15 protein-coding genes and 4 tRNA genes are annotated in these 15227 nt (G+C 71.1%); 9 read left to right on the top strand and 10 right to left on the bottom strand.

The genetic code is table 11. The features are described 5' to 3' along the window. The first annotated feature begins 7 nt into the window (after window positions 1-7). The 3 genes from HP445_RS16245 to HP445_RS16235 are packed head-to-tail and all read left to right on the top strand — an operon-like array spanning window position 8 to window position 1515. Entirely contained in the window at window positions 8-646 is a 639-nt protein-coding gene (locus tag HP445_RS16245) for a DUF1345 domain-containing protein (protein WP_128779881.1), read from the top strand. Between the two features lie 35 nt (window positions 647-681). Further along, window positions 682-984 (top strand): DUF4190 domain-containing protein, encoded by a 303-nt coding sequence (locus tag HP445_RS16240; RefSeq protein ID WP_111039568.1) that lies wholly within the window; start codon window positions 682-684, stop codon window positions 982-984. A gap of 30 nt (window positions 985-1014) precedes the next feature. Next, the gene (locus HP445_RS16235; RefSeq protein ID WP_241660356.1) at window positions 1015-1515 is read left to right on the top strand and encodes a GNAT family N-acetyltransferase; all 501 of its coding nucleotides are present in this window, start codon (window positions 1015-1017) and stop codon (window positions 1513-1515) included. Between the two features lie 3 nt (window positions 1516-1518). Here the strand turns inward: HP445_RS16235 and HP445_RS16230 are convergent, their stop codons facing one another. The 4 genes from HP445_RS16230 to HP445_RS16215 form a co-directional block, all read right to left on the bottom strand. Continuing rightward, window positions 1519-2571, bottom strand: coding sequence for a BLUF domain-containing protein (locus HP445_RS16230; protein WP_128779880.1), 1053 nt, complete (start codon window positions 2569-2571; stop codon window positions 1519-1521). 246 nt (window positions 2572-2817) lie between these two features. Further along, entirely contained in the window at window positions 2818-3312 is a 495-nt protein-coding gene (locus HP445_RS16225) for a hypothetical protein (RefSeq protein WP_128779879.1), read from the bottom strand. Window positions 3313-3354: 42 nt separating this feature from the next. Beyond that, window positions 3355-3618 carry a hypothetical protein gene (locus tag HP445_RS16220; protein ID WP_128779878.1) on the bottom strand — a complete coding sequence of 88 codons (264 nt, stop codon included), beginning with the start codon at window positions 3616-3618 and terminating at the stop codon, window positions 3355-3357. A 34-nt stretch (window positions 3619-3652) separates the two neighbouring features. After that, a complete protein-coding gene (locus HP445_RS16215; protein ID WP_164941105.1) occupies window positions 3653-3799 on the bottom strand; it encodes a hypothetical protein in 147 nt (48 codons plus the stop codon). 152 nt (window positions 3800-3951) lie between these two features. Between HP445_RS16215 and HP445_RS16210 the strand changes: the two genes are divergently transcribed. Continuing rightward, window positions 3952-4419 carry a hypothetical protein gene (locus HP445_RS16210; RefSeq protein ID WP_128779877.1) on the top strand — a complete coding sequence of 156 codons (468 nt, stop codon included), beginning with the start codon at window positions 3952-3954 and terminating at the stop codon, window positions 4417-4419. Between the two features lie 24 nt (window positions 4420-4443). Here HP445_RS16210 and HP445_RS16205 read toward each other — a convergent pair whose 3' ends face one another. From HP445_RS16205 to HP445_RS16185, 5 genes are all read right to left on the bottom strand, one after another. After that, window positions 4444-5628, bottom strand: coding sequence for an MFS transporter (locus tag HP445_RS16205; protein WP_164941104.1), 1185 nt, complete (start codon window positions 5626-5628; stop codon window positions 4444-4446). Window positions 5629-5767: 139 nt separating this feature from the next. Beyond that, the gene (locus tag HP445_RS16200; RefSeq protein WP_128779876.1) at window positions 5768-6148 is read right to left on the bottom strand and encodes a hypothetical protein; all 381 of its coding nucleotides are present in this window, start codon (window positions 6146-6148) and stop codon (window positions 5768-5770) included. 123 nt (window positions 6149-6271) lie between these two features. Further along, window positions 6272-6346, bottom strand: a tRNA-Val gene (locus HP445_RS16195). A 47-nt stretch (window positions 6347-6393) separates the two neighbouring features. Continuing rightward, a tRNA-Cys gene (locus HP445_RS16190) sits at window positions 6394-6467 on the bottom strand. Window positions 6468-6549: 82 nt separating this feature from the next. After that, window positions 6550-6621, bottom strand: a tRNA-Gly gene (locus HP445_RS16185). Between the two features lie 215 nt (window positions 6622-6836). On the opposite strand from HP445_RS16185, the gene HP445_RS16180 reads away from it, so the two are divergent. From HP445_RS16180 to HP445_RS16160, 5 genes are all read left to right on the top strand, one after another. Beyond that, a tRNA-Val gene (locus tag HP445_RS16180) sits at window positions 6837-6909 on the top strand. A gap of 113 nt (window positions 6910-7022) precedes the next feature. Beyond that, entirely contained in the window at window positions 7023-8588 is a 1566-nt protein-coding gene (locus HP445_RS16175; RefSeq protein ID WP_128779875.1) for a DUF3375 family protein, read from the top strand. Next, entirely contained in the window at window positions 8585-9355 is a 771-nt protein-coding gene (locus HP445_RS16170; RefSeq protein WP_128779874.1) for a DUF4194 domain-containing protein, read from the top strand. The genes HP445_RS16175 and HP445_RS16170 overlap by 4 nt, the downstream gene beginning before the upstream one ends. Continuing rightward, window positions 9352-12720 (top strand): ATP-binding protein, encoded by a 3369-nt coding sequence (locus HP445_RS16165; protein WP_128779873.1) that lies wholly within the window; start codon window positions 9352-9354, stop codon window positions 12718-12720. Before HP445_RS16170 ends, HP445_RS16165 begins: the two co-directional genes overlap by 4 nt. 539 nt (window positions 12721-13259) lie before the next feature. Then, entirely contained in the window at window positions 13260-13574 is a 315-nt protein-coding gene (locus HP445_RS16160) for a hypothetical protein (protein WP_111039559.1), read from the top strand. Window positions 13575-13740: 166 nt separating this feature from the next. Here the strand turns inward: HP445_RS16160 and HP445_RS16155 are convergent, their stop codons facing one another. Then, entirely contained in the window at window positions 13741-15207 is a 1467-nt protein-coding gene (locus HP445_RS16155) for a peptide MFS transporter (protein ID WP_175330829.1), read from the bottom strand. Between the last annotated feature and the right edge of the window lie 20 nt (window positions 15208-15227).

The raw sequence follows: 15227 nt of genomic DNA, 5'->3' as shown, positions 1-15227 counted from the left end.
CACGACGATGAACGATCGGATACTCTCCACGCGCCGGGCGCTCCTCATCGTGGGGGTCGGGGTCCTGGTCGGGGTCGCGTTGACCTTCACCGGGGCTCCGTCCCTCGGGCCGCTCGCGGCCTGGTGCACGGCCGGCCTGATCGCGCTGGTCCAGGTCTGGCACAAGTGCTGGCGCCAGGACGCCGACGGCACCGAGCGTCTCGCACGCGAGGAGTCCGAGACACGGGTCAGTGACAACGCGCTCATCGTGGCCTGTTTCGCGAGTCTCGCCGCCGTCGTCCTGGCGCTGAGCGAAGCCAGCCAGGCGCGAGATCCGGCCTCCGTCGCGGCGGTCATCCTGGGCGTGCTCGGCACGATGGTGGCGTGGGCGTTGGTCAACACGGTCTACGCCTTGAAGTACGCCCGGATGTTCTTCCTCGACCACCGGGGCGGTGGGTTCGACGTCAAGCAGGACGGGCGGCCGACCTACAGCGACTTCGCCTACTTCGCCTTCACGATCGGCATGTCGTACGCGGCACCAGAGGTCGAGCCGGACGACAGCGAGACCCGGCGGAAGGCGTTGCCGCACGCGCTGCTGTCGTACTTCTTCGGGACGGTGCTGATCGCGGTCGCCATCAACCTGGTGACGAACCTCGGTCAGGGGTGAGCAGAGGGATCCTCGTCGACCCTAGGCTGGCCGACGTGACCGACCTCGCTCCTGACCAGACCGCGCCGAGCGCCGCCGGGTCCCCCGCATCGGCAGCCGTGCCGCTCCCGCCCCTCAGCCTGCTCGCGGTGGTGGCGATCGCCCTCGCGTTCGTGGCACCGATCGGCGGTCTCGTCGTCGGGTTCATCGCGCGCCGGGACGTGCGACTGACCGGTGAGCGGGGTGACGGCATCGCGTTCGCGGCGATCCTGATCGGGGCGACGCTGACGTTGTTCGGGGTCATCGTGCCGCTGTTCCTCGGCGGTGCCGGGTTCTTCGACCTGGACCTCCAGCTCTGAGCACCGGACGCCGGTCGTTACCCTGATCGAGTGGGGAACGATGCTGATGTCTCGACGCTGATCCGCCCGGCCACGCTCGCTGATGCGGATGCGATCGCCCACGTGCACACGGTGTCGTGGCGAGAGACGTACGGCCGGTTCGTCGACGACCCGGACACGAGCCCGTGGTTCGACGCGGGTCGCCGGGTCGACATGTGGCGGTCGACGCTCGAGAGTCCCGACGTCCGAGAAGCCGTCCAGGTCGCCCTCGACAGCACCGGCGTCGTGGGCTTCGCCGCGGCGCAGACGACCCCAGAGCCGGATGCCGTCCGCCCCGAGGAGCTGACGACGCTCTACGTCCTGGCACGTGCGCACGAGACCGGAGCCGGCCAGGCACTCCTCGACACCGTGCTCGCCGATCGTCCGGCGTCGCTGTGGGTGGCCGCGGACAACCCGCGGGCGCACGCCTTCTACCGGCGGAACGGCTTCACGCCCGACGGTGCCGAGTCGGCGTTCGGACCCATCCCCCGGACCGTGCGTCTGGTGCGCTGAACGTCAGTCCACGGCCGGCGCGGAGATGTCCCACACGGTGGTCTCCTCGTACTGCTCGGACCAGCCGCGGCGCATGCGGGCGGCGGCACGGTCGAACGCGTCGACGACGTCGGTGTCCGGCGTCAGCAGCGCCTGCAGGCGGATGCCGTCGTAGAGGGCGAGCAGCTGCTGTGCCCCGCGGATCGGGTCCATCGTCGCCGGTTCGCGGCCGGTGCGGACGTCTTCCTGCAGCGCGGTGCGGACGGTCTCGCGGAACTGCAGGTACGCGGACCGGTAGTAGTCGGCGCCGTCGGTCGACGGGTCGGTCGAGATGGCCAGCGTCGCGGCGATCAGACGCATGAGGGACGGGTCCTCGGCGTGGGCGGAGAGCAGCGCGTGCAGGAACGCCACCGTGCCCTTCTCACCGGCGAGCGGCAGCAGCGGTGCCGACACCGCGCGGGTCCACCGCATCACCGCGGCGGCCAGCAGTGCGTGCTCGGAGGGGAAGAGCTCGAGGATCTCGGCCTGCCGCATCCCCGACCGGGACGCGACGCCCTCGAGCGAGAAGCGTGACAGTCCCCCGTCGTGGATGACCGCGATCGCACCGTTGATCGCCCGCGTGCGCGGGACTTCCTCGTCGGCGGCGTTCTGGTTCGTCAGTGGTGCCAGCGGGTGCTTCCGGAACCAGTCCAGGAGGGCGCGAGCGCGGGAGGCCCCGAACGCCGGATCAGTCGGGCGACCCGGGCTGAACAGGTCGCTGAACCCCGGAACTTCGTGCATCAGCGGGTCGAGGGACTGGAACGCCATCGACCAGTCCGGGAACGAGCGCTGGGCGATCGGCTCGTCGAGCAGCACCCGGACGTTCGTGTGCCGCGGGTCGGCCCGGACCTGGTCGAAGCGCTCCCGGACGACGTCGTCCTCGCCCTCGATGATCCCGATGCAGTTGTCATCGCGGTGCGCGAGCATGCCGGTGATGCCGAGCCGGGTGTTCTTCTCGCGACCGACCGCCAGGATCTGGGCGAGTTCGGAATCCGTGATCGGACGGGTCTGGGTGCTGGTGTAGACGAGCGATCGCATGGTGCTGCTTCCTGGTCGGACGGTCCCCCGGTGTGTGGGAGGCGCCGCCGTGTCGAACCCGAATCGACTCGACGGCACCTCGTGGTCACCGTAACCAGCGGCGACCACCTTCACTGCGACGCAAGACGGTCCGTGGCTGTTCGGCACCCGGAGGATGCCGACCTCTGAATGGAACCATCCAGCGCTCGTCGGCGGTACCCCCACTACGGGGAACGTACGTTCTCCGAACGTACCTCGGGGTCCGCGTCAGTGCGCGCGGTCGCCCGACGGGGGCGTCTCGAAGATGCGCTCGCCCGTCGTCGGGTCCCACCCGATGGTGCGGGGTTCCGCTGATCGCGGGCGTCGTTCGTCCCGCGGGAAGAACGGACGGGCGCTGGGCAGGTAGCTGAGAACCGCGGCGACGACGACGCAGACGGCCTCGATGAAGCTCCAGTCCACGCCGTCGGTGGCGATGGCGAACACTGTGCTGCAGGCACTCAGCCCGGCGATGATCGCGAGCCAGAGACGCGCGTTCCCGGAGCCTCGTCCCATCCGCGTCGCCAGCCACACGAACAGTGCCGACCAGGCGAGGACGATGACGAGCCCGAGCGACGCCCCGATGATCGCGCCGCCGGCTTCGCGCATGGACACGACCATGCCGGGCGCGGCGGCCACGAGGCTGATGATGACGGACGCCCACCAGAGCGCCACGGCGATCGTGACGACCCGCGGTCGCGTGCGCTGTTCAGTGTGCTGTTCCATCAGGTGCTCCCCCGTCGTTCCGCTGCATGCGGCTCGACGATCCTACGGTGACGGCTGACGCGCTCCGGACTTCCGCGATCGGCGGAGGATGACCAGTCCCACGGTCAGCCCGGCTGCTGTCAGTGCTGGGGCCACGAACCACCCGAGCGCGATCGGCAACGCCCTGTCGGCGGGTGCGTCGACGCCGAGGAGCAAATGCAGCACCAGGAGCGGGAGTACGACAGTCGCCGTCCAGGACGCGATCACCAGCACGGTGAGCAGGACCACTGCGCCCCGGTGCGGAGCCGTCCCGGGAGCGATCGTCATGCAGCCATCCAACCAGTGGCCCGGCGCGCACGATCTAGGGGCGGTAGTCCTTGCGACGCGGCAAGAGCTCCGCCGCGTGGGAATCGATGTACGGCTTCGCGCCCAGCATCCCGCCCATCGTCTTGGCGACCGTCGTGAGCAACGCTCCGAGCCCCCGTGCCACGATGCTCAAGATCTTCATGGTGCCCCCTCGTCGGACCGACCTGCGGTGTCGGTCTCGTCCCGTCACACCGTACGCGGAGGGCCGGATTCCCGCCAGGGACGGCAGCCTCTCGGTCCCGTCGTCGATCGACGTCGCGCATAGGCTGGACGCCCGACCGGGGAGGAGTCGCGATGCCGGTGGTCCGTGAGCGAGTGCTGTTGTGGCGCACACCCTGGTGGCACCCTCGCCGCTGGGAGGCGCGGATGTGGGTGCTGCTCGTCGCGGCTGCTGCTGGCGGCGTCCTCCGCGAAGTGGCGCATCCGTTCTACGACGACGGGGTGCGGGCGGTCGCGAACTGGCTCGCCCTCTGCATCCCAGGATGTGTGATCGCGTACGTCGTGGTCGGTCGGTGGAGGAAGGGCCTCACCACGCTCTGGAAGCCGTCGTGGCGTGAGCTCCGACGCATCCTGGTAGCAGCACCGCTCGGAGTGCTGGCCCTGCGCCTGCTCATCGAGGACGACGACGGGTGGTTGTGGCTGCTCGCCGGGGTGTCCGCCGCGCTGCTCGCGCTCGCGGCGGCTCGCTGGGTCGCTGCGCACCGCGATCGTCGACGTCGGACGAATGCCTACGGGACGGTGTCGGCTGACCCGTACGCGTAGCTCTCGATGGGGTTCGTCGATCCCCTACGCGTCCTGTGCCGAGTTGGTCTTCGACGGCAACCGCGATGCCACGAGCGTCCCGACGAGCGCCACCACCGCGAAGGCCGCGAACCCGAACGGCAGCCCGATCGCGCTGCCGACACCACCGACGACGAGTGGCCCGACGGCGTCCCCGGTCTCACGCCCGAGCTCCGCTGAACCCATGGTGCGACCGAGCCGATCCGGCGGAGTCGTCCCGGCGAGGTGCGCGAACGCGACGGGTGTCAGCGTGGCGACACCGGCCCCGGCGAGCAGCGCCGCGATGAAGACGGCCACCGCCGAGGGTGCGACGGCGACCACCAGGAACGCAGCGGCCACCGCGGCCGTCCCGGCCACACCCGCCACCCCGGTACCGAGGCGCCCGGCGTCGTGCAGCCGCCCGGCGACGGGCTGCACGAGCGACGACGTCACCGCGAGGACGGCGACCGCGAGCGTCGACACCAGGAGCGGGATGCCGAGCTCGGTACCGAGCGCGGGGAGCATCCCGGTCAGCGCGCCGATCGCAGCGCTGCCGACGGCCAGGACGACGACCGGGATCAGGAACTGGCGGTCCGTGGCCGCTCGGACCATCACGGCGAGCGTGGCCCGCTGCCGGGGCAGGGGCACGATCGGTTCGACGGCGACGAGCACCGCCACTGCCGTCACGAGGGCCATCACGACGAGGATCCCGAAGAGCCACTGCGTGCTGCCGAACTGCACCACGACTGCACCGATGACCGGTCCCCCGGCGTAGCCGAGACCCTTCCACGAGCCGTACCGACCGAAGTACGTCCCGCGGCGGTGCGCCGGCACGAGGCGGGCAACTGCGGCGGACGATGCCGGCGAGAACGCGGAGGCGCCGGCACCCTGCAGCAGGCGGGCGAGCCCGAGCCAGAACGGACCGGTCCCGAAGACGCCAATGAGTGAAGCCGCCGCGAAGACGATGAGTCCGCCGACGATCACCGGTCGCGGGCCGATGCGGTCGGACAGTGCGCCGAAGACCGGCTTGAGGACGAGTTCGGCGACGTCGTAGAGCGCCAGGAAGAGCCCGAGCCACGCGAGCGTCAGGCCCAGTTCGAGGTGCTCGCCGCCGACCGCCGCGGCGACGCCGTTCGCCCCGAAGGCGGTCACGAACCCCGCGGCGTACAGCGGAGCGAGCCGAGGGGCAGTGGTCGTCGACGAGGCGGTCACGTGCTCACCTTGGCCGACCGCGCACTGGTCCACCAGCCCCTCGTGGTCGACACGCGGGCCAGCGAACGCCGCGCGCCCTGCGACGAGGCCGGCTGACTCGATCTGGGCCATTCCAGTCGCCGTCGAGGGAACTCCGTCGCTACAGCCGGATCGCCCACTCGATGGTCGGCGGTGCTCCGCCGCCGTGTCGGAGGGCGTAGTCGTCCAACACCGCCCGGCGGACGTCCACACCGCTCGCGAATCGTTCCAGGTGTGTCAGGAGCCAGTCTGCCGGCGCCTCGTCGATCATTTCCTGCCACGTCGGACCGAGCACTTCGTCCAGTTCGAGCACGGCAGCGTGGGTGTCACGGCCGTCGAACTCGTAGACCGCGACTCGGCGCGCGGTGAACGCCAGCCAGACTCCTCGTTCGACGACGACGTCACCGGGGTCCCGATCGTCCCGCTGCCACTCGCAGACCTTGTGGAACAGCACCGGCGTGGTGCCGCGTCGGGCACGCTTCCGCCTCCGGCCGATCTGCATGACCACCACCGTACCGGGCGGGGTCCACGGAACATCGCGGTCCTGGCGGACTGGGAACGGCGAGCAGACCGGAACGAAGAAAGCCCCCGGCCGGACCTGGTGGTCCTGCCGGGGGCTTCGTCGTGGTGGGCGATACTGGGATCGAACCAGTGACCTCTTCCGTGTCAGGGAAGCGCGCTACCGCTGCGCCAATCGCCCAAGTCCCTGCGTGGACCGGAGTCCATCAAGGTCTTGGAGGGTGGATCTGGAGGTGGGGACGGGATTCGAACCCGCGTGGACGGCTTTGCAGGCCGCTGCCTAGCCTCTCGGCCACCCCACCATCGAGGTTCACGTCTCCGTGAGTACCCGAACGGTGGGATACCCTCTGGTGAGTCGCGGGCCTTCGAGAAGACCCACACTCGAGCGGATGACGAGATTCGAACTCGCGACCCTCACCTTGGCAAGGTGATGCGCTACCACTGCGCCACATCCGCACTTGTCGTTCCGCTGTCGCGGCGACGACGTAAACTCTATACGCACCGGGGCACTTCCACCAAAATCCTCCCCGTTCACCGGGCGTGTCCCCCGAGTTCATGCGGATCGGGGCGGTCCGACACCCCCTGCGGACAGCGCGCCACACCCGGGCCGCGCGACGTGTTCGATGCACCGCCGGACTTCCGCTAGTATCGATCCGCACGAACAGTGCAGGGGGCGATTGGCGCAGTTGGTAGCGCGCTTCGTTCACACCGAAGAGGTCATCAGTTCGAGTCTGGTATCGCCCACACAGCAACACACACCACCGACAAGAGCCCGACGCAGCAGCGTCGGGCTCTTGTCATCTCATCAGGCCGCAGCACGCGGGCCAGACCACCAGCACGATCGGACGAAGGGGCGCATGACCGACGTCGACCTCGAGTTCGCCCGGGTCCGAGCGGTCCTCGACCGTCCGACCCTGCGGCTCATGTCCCGGCCGACCAGCGCCACGGTCCTGGCCGTGTTCCGCACGGTCTTCGATCGCGACGTGCAGTACGTCCCCGCCGACCGCATGCACCTGCAGGTCGAGGAACACGTCGCGCGCCTGCAGGCCGCGGGTGCCCGTGTGCCCGCGAGCGACCAGCCGGTGCCGGCGGCCAGCGCGCAGGCCGACAGCGAGCAGACCGAGGGCGAGCAGGAGGCCCGCCCGAATGGCCGCGCCCTGTGCCGCGAGTGGGTCGGCGCCCAGTGGCTCGTCCGCTCGAACTCCCCCGACGGCGACGAGCAGTACTCCCTGACGAGCCACGCGCTCGAGGCGCTGAGCCTCGTCGACGCCCTGTCGGCCGACCGCGCCCTGATCAGCGAGAGCCGGCTGGCAATGATCGTCGACGCGGTGCACCGGTGGGCGGCTCGCGCCGAACCCGACCCCGACGTGCAGATCCGCCGGATCGACGCCCAGATCGCCGAGCTGCAGGCCGAGCGGGAACGCCTGGAGCACGGTGACGACGTCGTGGCCGTCGACGACGACCGGATGCGCGACGGGTACACGAACATCTCCGACCTGATCCGGCAGCTGCCGAGCGACTTCAAGCGCGTGGAAGAAGCGGTCGCGACGATGCACCGCTCGATCGTCGAGGACTTCCGGCAAGAGGTCCGCCCCATCGGCGAGATCCTCGACGACTACCTGGCGCGCACCGACAACCTGATGGAAGCGACGCCCGAGGGCCGTGCCTTCGAGGGCGCCTTCGAACTGCTGCGCGACGACGCCCTGCTCCTGCGGCTCCGTGACGACATCGCGACGATCCTGGCGCACCCGTTCGCGCAGGGCCTCGGAGCCGGCGAGCGTCGGGCCTTCCGCAACACGGTGACGATCCTGCGCCAGGGCATCGAGGACGTCCTCGCCCAGCGCCGTCAGCTCACCGCCACGCTCCGCGACCAGATCGTCGCCCACGACGTGGTGCGCGACCGCGAGCTCGACGCGGTGCTCCGTTCGATCAACCGCGGCCTCGCCACCCTGATGGACCAGGGCGGTGCACGCGACCGGATCCCGCTGCCGCTCCTGCCGGCGGCGGCCGAGGTCGGCACGCTGCGCGAGCGCTTCTACGACCCGGACGCCGAGTCCGTGCCGCCGCCCATCGAGGAACCCGACGACGACGTCTTCGAGGACCTCGACGTCGAGATGCTCCGCAAGCACGGCGGGCCGCTCCTCACCGAGCTGCGCGCGGCACTCCGCTTCGCCGAGGCCGACTCCAGCGTCGACGCGTTCCACGGGCTGCCGCCCGAGCAGCGCCGACCGGTCGAGCTCTTCGGCCTCGCGCACCTGCTGACGGGGCGCGACGACTTCGAGTCCGCCGCGCACATTGCCGAGCACCGCACGGTCCGCCCCGACGGCACCGCGATCACCTTCCACATGCCCACCGCTGCGCTCGACGACGAGCGCACTCCGGTCGGCGACGCACACGACGAGAACGCACAGGAGGCACGGTGAGCGACACGACGCCGGCACCGGTCGACGATACGGTCCCCTACGACGACCCCGCATCCGTGATGCAGGACGACGAGCGTGACGAGTCCAGCTTCGCCCTCTTCGAGGGCGACGAGGGCCGGCTCGACGAGCACCAGCGACGCGCCCTGGTGGCCCTGCTGCGGCACTCGTACGTCAGCTCCCGCACGCACCCCGACGAGTGGCGCGCGGTGCTCGACGCCGAACACCAGCTGCGGTCCCGCCTGAACGACCTGTTCCTCGAGCTGCACGTCGACCGTGACCGCGAGGTCGCCTGGAAGCGCCAGGCCCGATCGGAGAGCCAGCGCCGCACGTTCCCGACCCTGCTCCGCGACCTGCCGTACACCCGCGAGGAGACGATCGTCCTCGTCTACCTGCGGATGCGCCTGCGCGCTGACGCCCGACCGGGCCCGGACCAGGTCGTCGTCGACCGCTCCGAGATCCTCGGGCACGTCGCGGGCTTCCGTCCGGCGACCGCGACGGACCGCACCCGCGACGAGGGCCGGGTCACCAAGGCGATCGAGCGCCTCGTGACCGCACGCATCCTGATCCGCACCTCCGACCCGGACCGCTTCCGGGTGGCGAGCGTCGTCGAGGTGCTGCTCCCCCTGGAGCGCCTGCTCGAACTGGACACCTGGCTGCGGACCACCACCGCGCAGGGTGAGGCGACCGGCCCGGGTGGCGAGCCGACCGACGGGGACGACCCGGGCCTCCAGGCAGACACCGACGACGAAGGCGAGACGGAAGCGTGACCGACACGTTCGAGATCCCGGCGCTCTTCGACACGGTCGCGCAGTGGCGCGCCGAGTCGATGCAGGTCGTCAACTGGGGTGGGTTCCACGGCCACCGGCAGGTCGAGCTGTCCGGCACGGCGACGCTCATCTCAGGCGCCTCGGGCACCGGCAAGTCCACGCTGATGGACGCCTACCTGGCCGTGATGATGCCGTCCGACGTGCCGTTCAACGGCGCCTCGAACGACGCCACCACCGGCCGGGCCCGCAGCGCCGACCAGCGCAACCTGCTCACGTACCTGCGCGGCAAGGTCGACACCCGGCGCGACCCGGAGACCGGCAGCCTGCGCGACGTGAACCTGCGCGGCGACGACCAGACCACCTGGGGTGCGGCGGCGGTCACGTTCCGGAACGACGACGAGCGGCGCTTCACGGTGCTGCGTGCGTACATCGTGCCGAAGCGTGCCCGCGGGGTCGGCGACATCCAGATGACCATGGCGACGGTCGACGACACCTTCGACCTGCGCCGGCTCGAGGAGTTCGTGCCGTCGCGGTTCCACCACCTCGAGCTGACCGGCCGCGTGCCGGGGCTCGTCATCCGCGACACCTACCAGGAGCTCGCGTACACGCTGCAGACCCGGCTGGGCATCGGCGACTCCGGCGGCGGCAACCGGGCGATGCGCCTGCTCGCCCGGATCCAGGCCGGCCAGCACCTGCCGACCGTCGACGCGCTGTACAAGTCGCTCGTGCTCGAGACCCCGGGCACGTATGAGGCGGCCGACCGCGCCCTCGCGCACTTCTCCGCCCTCGACGAGGCGTACGAGGCGATGGACACCGAGGAGCGCAAGGTCCGCATCCTCTCCCCCATCACCGACCTGCACGACGAGATCTCGCGCGCGACCGAAGCCGCAGCGGCTCTGGACGGCATCGCGACCGGCGCCGAGGTGTCGCCGTTCGCGCACTGGACGGCCTCGCGGAAGCGCGACCTGCTCGACGCCGAGGTGTCGCGCAACGCCCGCGAGCGAACGGCATCGCGCGCCGAGGTCGCCGCGGCCGAGGCCCGGCACGCCGCCGTCGAGATCGAGCTGCGCGACGCCGAGGCCCGGCTCCGCGACCAGGGCGGCAACGCGCTCGCCCAGCTCGAGGACCGCATCGAACGGCTCACCCGTGAGCGCGACGCCGTGGTGCGCACCCGTGCCACCTTCGACGAGCGCACGGCGGTGCTCGGGGTCCCGGTCTCCTCGGAGCAGGACTTCACCGGGATCCAGCGTGCCGCGCACGAGTTCCTCGGGTCGTACGCCGACGCGCGCACCGCCCTCGACGAGCGCCGCGACGCCCTGACCCGCGAGGAGTACCCGCTCCTCGACCGCGAACGGTCCCTGCGGCAGGAGCGCCAGTCGCTCGAGCACCGGCAGGGCGCGATGCCGCTGCCGATGCACGAGGCCCGGCTCGCGATGGCCCGCGCCGCCGGCATCGACCCGGCCGAACTGCCCTTCGTGGCGGAACTGCTCGACGTGCTGCCCGGCGAGGAGCGCTGGCGCACGGCCATCGAGTCCGTCCTGGCCCCCGTCGCCCGCACGCTGCTCGTCGACCAGGACCGCCTCGGCGACTTCAGCGAGGCGATCGACGCACTGCGCCTGCCCGTCCGCGTGCAGTTCGAGGGTGTGCCGACCGGCCCGCACCTGGACCTCGACGGCGACCCGGCGATGGTCTCCGGCAAGCTCGCCATCAAGCCGTCGCCGTTCAGCACCTGGGTGCGCGAGCGGATCGAGTCCGACCGCACCGACGCACGCTGTGTCGCCTCGGCGTCGGACCTCGGCGGTGGTGGCCGCCGGGTCACCGAGTCCGGGCAGCTCCGCGACGGCCGTCGTGGCGCGCACGGTGACCGCCGCCAGTCGAACGTCATCGGCTTCACGAACGAGGCCCGCGTCGCCGCGGTCGAGCAGGAGCTCGCCTCCATCGCGCAGGACCTGGCGACGCTCGAGGCCCGCCGCACCGACGTCGCGCAGGACCTCACCGCGCTCGACGTGCTCCGCGCCGCGCACCAGCACGTGGTCGACGTCACGTGGGCCGCGATCGACGTCGACGGGCTCGGGACGTCCCTCGCCCGGCTCGACGAGGAACGGCAGGCGCTGCTCGCCGCTGACGACGGCCTGCGGACGCTGCGGGCCTCGGTCGCGCGGCTCCGGAAGTCCCTCGACGAAGCGGCCGACCGTCGCTCCGCCGCACGGCTGTCCGTCCAGCGGCTGGAGGAGCGCCACGCGGTGCTCGTCGACGGCCAGGACGCCGCCGCCGAGATCCTGGAGCGCTTCGAGTCCTCGCCCGGTTCGCTGCCGGACGACCAGCAGTCCCGTCTGCTCGAGGAGACCTTCGAGGAGATCGGTGCCCCGGACGGTGTCGACGGGTTCGACGACGCCACGCGACGACTGAAGCGCCGGCTCGAGGAGCGGCTCACGCAGGCGCTCGACGGTGCCGCGGCGGCCTCGACCTCGTTGACACTGACGTTCCAGCGGTACCAGGACGCCTGGCCCGACCCGAACCTCGGCACGGGCGTCGCGTCGTACCCGGACTACCACGCGATCCTCGACCAGATCGTGGCGACCGGCCTGCACGCGCGTCGGAGCGAGTGGCGTCGACGCCTGTCGCAGTGGAGCGGTGAGGACCTCGTCCCGCTCGCCGGCGCCTTCGACCGCGCCGTCGTCGAGATCGAGGAGCGCCTCGAGCCGGTCAACGAGATCCTGCGGGAGCTGCCGTTCGGTGCCAACCGGGACCGCCTGAAGATCCAGATCCGCCGGGTCACCCGCGAGGACGTCACCGCCTTCCGCCGCGAGCTCCGCGCCCTGTCGGCCTCGGTCGACACCGAGCTGACCGACGACGTGCTCGAGACCCGGTTCCGGCGGCTCCGGCGCTTCATGGCGGTCATCCGGCCCGACCCCGACGCCGCCCGCGGCCGCACCACCCAGCGCGACGCCGTGCTCGACGTCCGACGGCACATGGAGATCACGGCGGTCCGGTACGACACCGACGGCAACGACCTCGGTGTGTACTCGTCGCTCGGCGACAAGTCCGGTGGCGAGACGCAGGAGCTCGTGGCGTTCATCGTCGGCGCCGCGCTGCGCTACCAGCTCGGTGACGAGACCCGTCCCCGTCCCCGGTTCGCGCCGGTGTTCCTCGACGAGGCGTTCATCAAGGCGGACTCGGAGTTCGCCGGCCGTGCGGTCACCGCGTGGCTCCGGCTCGGGTTCCAGCTCGTCGTGAGTGCGCCGCTCGACAAGGTCACGGCGCTCGAACCGTCGATGGAGCGGCTGCTGTCGATGCGCAAGCACCCCGAGACGGGCCACTCGTCCATCACCGAGATCGCCCGGGTGGAGCCGGCGGCCGTCTGACGCGGGTTGGGTCTGGTCGCGCGTGTCGGCTGGTCAAGACACCCCGCTCAGGTACGCCGAGGGGTCACGAACTGTCGGATGGCGGCGGCGCAGCCGACAGTTCGTGACCACTCGGCGCGCGGCAGGCGGCGTGTCCTGACCACCCGACCCGCGGCCTGGAGGCGCGGTGCGGGCCCGCCACGGGCCTCCCGTCCGCCCTTCCGCCGGTCGCAACACGCCGCTCACCTCCGCGCGCTGGTCACGAACCATCGGATGGCGGCGGCGCAGCCGACGGTTCGTGACCACTCGGCGCGCGGCAGGCGGGGTGTCCTGACCACCCGGCCCGCGGCCTGGAGGCGCGGTGCGGGCCCGCTACGGGCCTCCCGGCCGTCGTCCCGCCGGTCGCAACACCCCGCTCGGGTTCGCCGAGCGGTCACGAACTGTCGGATGGCGGCGGCGCAGCCGACAGTTCGCGACCACTCGGCGCGCAGCAGGCGGGGTGTCCCGACCACCCGGCGGCCGGGCCGTCAGCGTGTCGACAGGTGCCGCACAGACGTTCCATGACCACTCGCCGCTACGGTGATGGCGTGTTCGGACGCCGCCGCTCCCCCAGTCCCCGCCCCGACGACGCTCCCGGTCTCGGCATCGGTGCCCTCGTGCAGGTCATCGACACCGATCGGGGCGGCGAGCAGTGGGCCGACGAGCCGATCGGGGTGATCGTGGCTCCCGGCGGGAGTCAGATCGGCGGGACACCGCGCACGTGGACCGTCGCCTTCGATGAGCCCGCGTACACGAAGGACGGCCGCGGCCCCTTCGAGCGCGCGACCGTCCTGAGTCGTCAGCTGGTGCCGGTCACGACCGACAGCGGCGAGTAGTCCGGGTCAGGGACTCAGTACTCCTCGGAGCCGCTCTTCATCATGGCCGCGACGGCCATGCAGCACCCGACGCCACCGAGGACGCCGACGCCGATGATGATCCCTGCGATGAGTTCGAGCATGGGTGGTGACTCCTTGGTTGCGTCGGCGTGTGGCTCCGTTCAGGTTACCGGATGCCGCGCATGAGCCGCAGCACCGGCTTGGCCAGGAGCAGCAGGACCACGCCCACCACGACGGCGACCAGGCCGAGGATCGTGAAGTACGGGGCCTCGTCCGCCGGGTCGTAGTAGCGGGACAGCACCCCGGTGACGGCGGTGCCCAGCGACACCGACAGGAAGAACAGCGCGACCATCTGCGTCTGGAACTTCGGCGGCGCGAGCTTCGTCGCGACGGACTGGCCGACGGGAGAGAGCAGCAGCTCGGCGAGCGTGAAGACCAGCAGGATGCCGACGAGCGCGAGCAGCGGCGTGCCGTTCTCGCCCGAGCCGGTGAACGGCAGGAAGAGCAGGAACGCGAGCCCCATGATCCCGGTGCCGAGGGCGAACTTCACCGGGGTGGACGGCTGGCGGTCGCCGAGCTTGGTCCACAGCGCCGCGAAGACGCCGGACAGCACGATGATGAAGACCGGGTTGATCGACTGCACCCACGACACGGGCATCTCCCAGCCGAACAGCGAGCGGTCGAGGCGCTCGTCGGAGTAGACCGTCACGACGGTGAACTGCTGCTGGTAGAGCGACCAGAACACGGCACTGCCGATGAACAGCGGGATGAACGCGAAGACCCGCGACCGCTCGTCACGGGTGATGCCGCTCGACAGGATGACAACGAAGTAGCCGACGGTGGCCAGCACGACGACCGCCACCACGACGGTGGGCAGGTTGCCGACGTTGAGCAGGCCGGTCAGCACGGCGACGACGATGACGACGAGCGCGACGACGACGCCGGCTCCGATGAGCGGCAGACGGCGGCGGTCGACGGGGTTCGCCACGTGGCGGACGACCTCGGGCAGCTTCCTCCGCCGGATCGCGTACTGCACCAGGCCCGCCGCCATGCCGACGGCGGCGAGGCCGAAGCCCCAGTGGAAGCCGAGCGAGCTCTGCAGCAGCCCGGTGAGCAGCGGTCCGAAGAACGCCCCGAGGTTCACGCCGAGGTAGTAGAGCGAGAAGCCGGCGTCGCGGCGCGGGTCCTCGCGGCTGTAGAGGCCGCCGACGATCGTGGTGGCGGTGGCCTTGAGCCCGCCGGAGCCGAGCGCGATGAGCACGAGGCCGACCCCGACCCCGGCTACCCCGGGGATGAGCGCGAGGGCGATGTGCCCGAGCATGACGACGATCGCGCTGCCGAACAGGGTCCGGTCCGCACCGATCAGCCGGTCGGCGATCCACGCCCCGATGATCGTGAACAGGTAGACCGCGCCGCCGTAGGCACCCATGATGCCGGTGGCGATGCCCTTGTCGATCCCCAGGCCGCCCTGCGTGACCGTGTAGTACATGTAGATGAGGACGATGCCCTGCATCCCGTAGAACGAGAACCGCTCCCAGAGCTCCACGGCGAACGGTGTCGAGAGCTCGAACGGTTGCCCGAAGAAGGTGCGTCCGGGACGGCCTTCGCGGTCCGCGGGGGTGGTACGTGACATGGCGGCCAGTCTGCCCCTGG

Origin of the sequence: Curtobacterium flaccumfaciens (genome assembly GCF_013359815.1) — a bacterium.
GTDB lineage: Bacteria > Actinomycetota > Actinomycetes > Actinomycetales > Microbacteriaceae > Curtobacterium > Curtobacterium flaccumfaciens.
The sequence above is the reverse complement of the archived record's forward strand: the minus strand, read 5'-3'. Positions and strand labels throughout refer to the sequence as shown.

Bases quoted from the DNA above. Each gene is read 5' to 3' on its own strand.
- HP445_RS16245 (WP_128779881.1), top strand. From the start codon at position 8: ATGAACGATCGGATACTCTCCACGCGCCGGGCGCTCCTCATCGTGGGG.
- HP445_RS16230 (WP_128779880.1), bottom strand. From the start codon at position 2,571: ATGCGATCGCTCGTCTACACCAGCACCCAGACCCGTCCGATCACGGAT.
- HP445_RS16225 (WP_128779879.1), bottom strand. From the start codon at position 3,312: ATGGAACAGCACACTGAACAGCGCACGCGACCGCGGGTCGTCACGATC.
- HP445_RS16220 (WP_128779878.1), bottom strand. From the start codon at position 3,618: ATGACGATCGCTCCCGGGACGGCTCCGCACCGGGGCGCAGTGGTCCTG.
- HP445_RS16215 (WP_164941105.1), bottom strand. From the start codon at position 3,799: ATGAAGATCTTGAGCATCGTGGCACGGGGGCTCGGAGCGTTGCTCACG.
- HP445_RS16210 (WP_128779877.1), top strand. From the start codon at position 3,952: ATGCCGGTGGTCCGTGAGCGAGTGCTGTTGTGGCGCACACCCTGGTGG.
- HP445_RS16200 (WP_128779876.1), bottom strand. From the start codon at position 6,148: ATGCAGATCGGCCGGAGGCGGAAGCGTGCCCGACGCGGCACCACGCCG.
- HP445_RS16175 (WP_128779875.1), top strand. From the start codon at position 7,023: ATGACCGACGTCGACCTCGAGTTCGCCCGGGTCCGAGCGGTCCTCGAC.
- HP445_RS16160 (WP_111039559.1), top strand. From the start codon at position 13,260: ATGACCACTCGCCGCTACGGTGATGGCGTGTTCGGACGCCGCCGCTCC.
- HP445_RS16155 (WP_175330829.1), bottom strand. From the start codon at position 15,207: ATGTCACGTACCACCCCCGCGGACCGCGAAGGCCGTCCCGGACGCACC.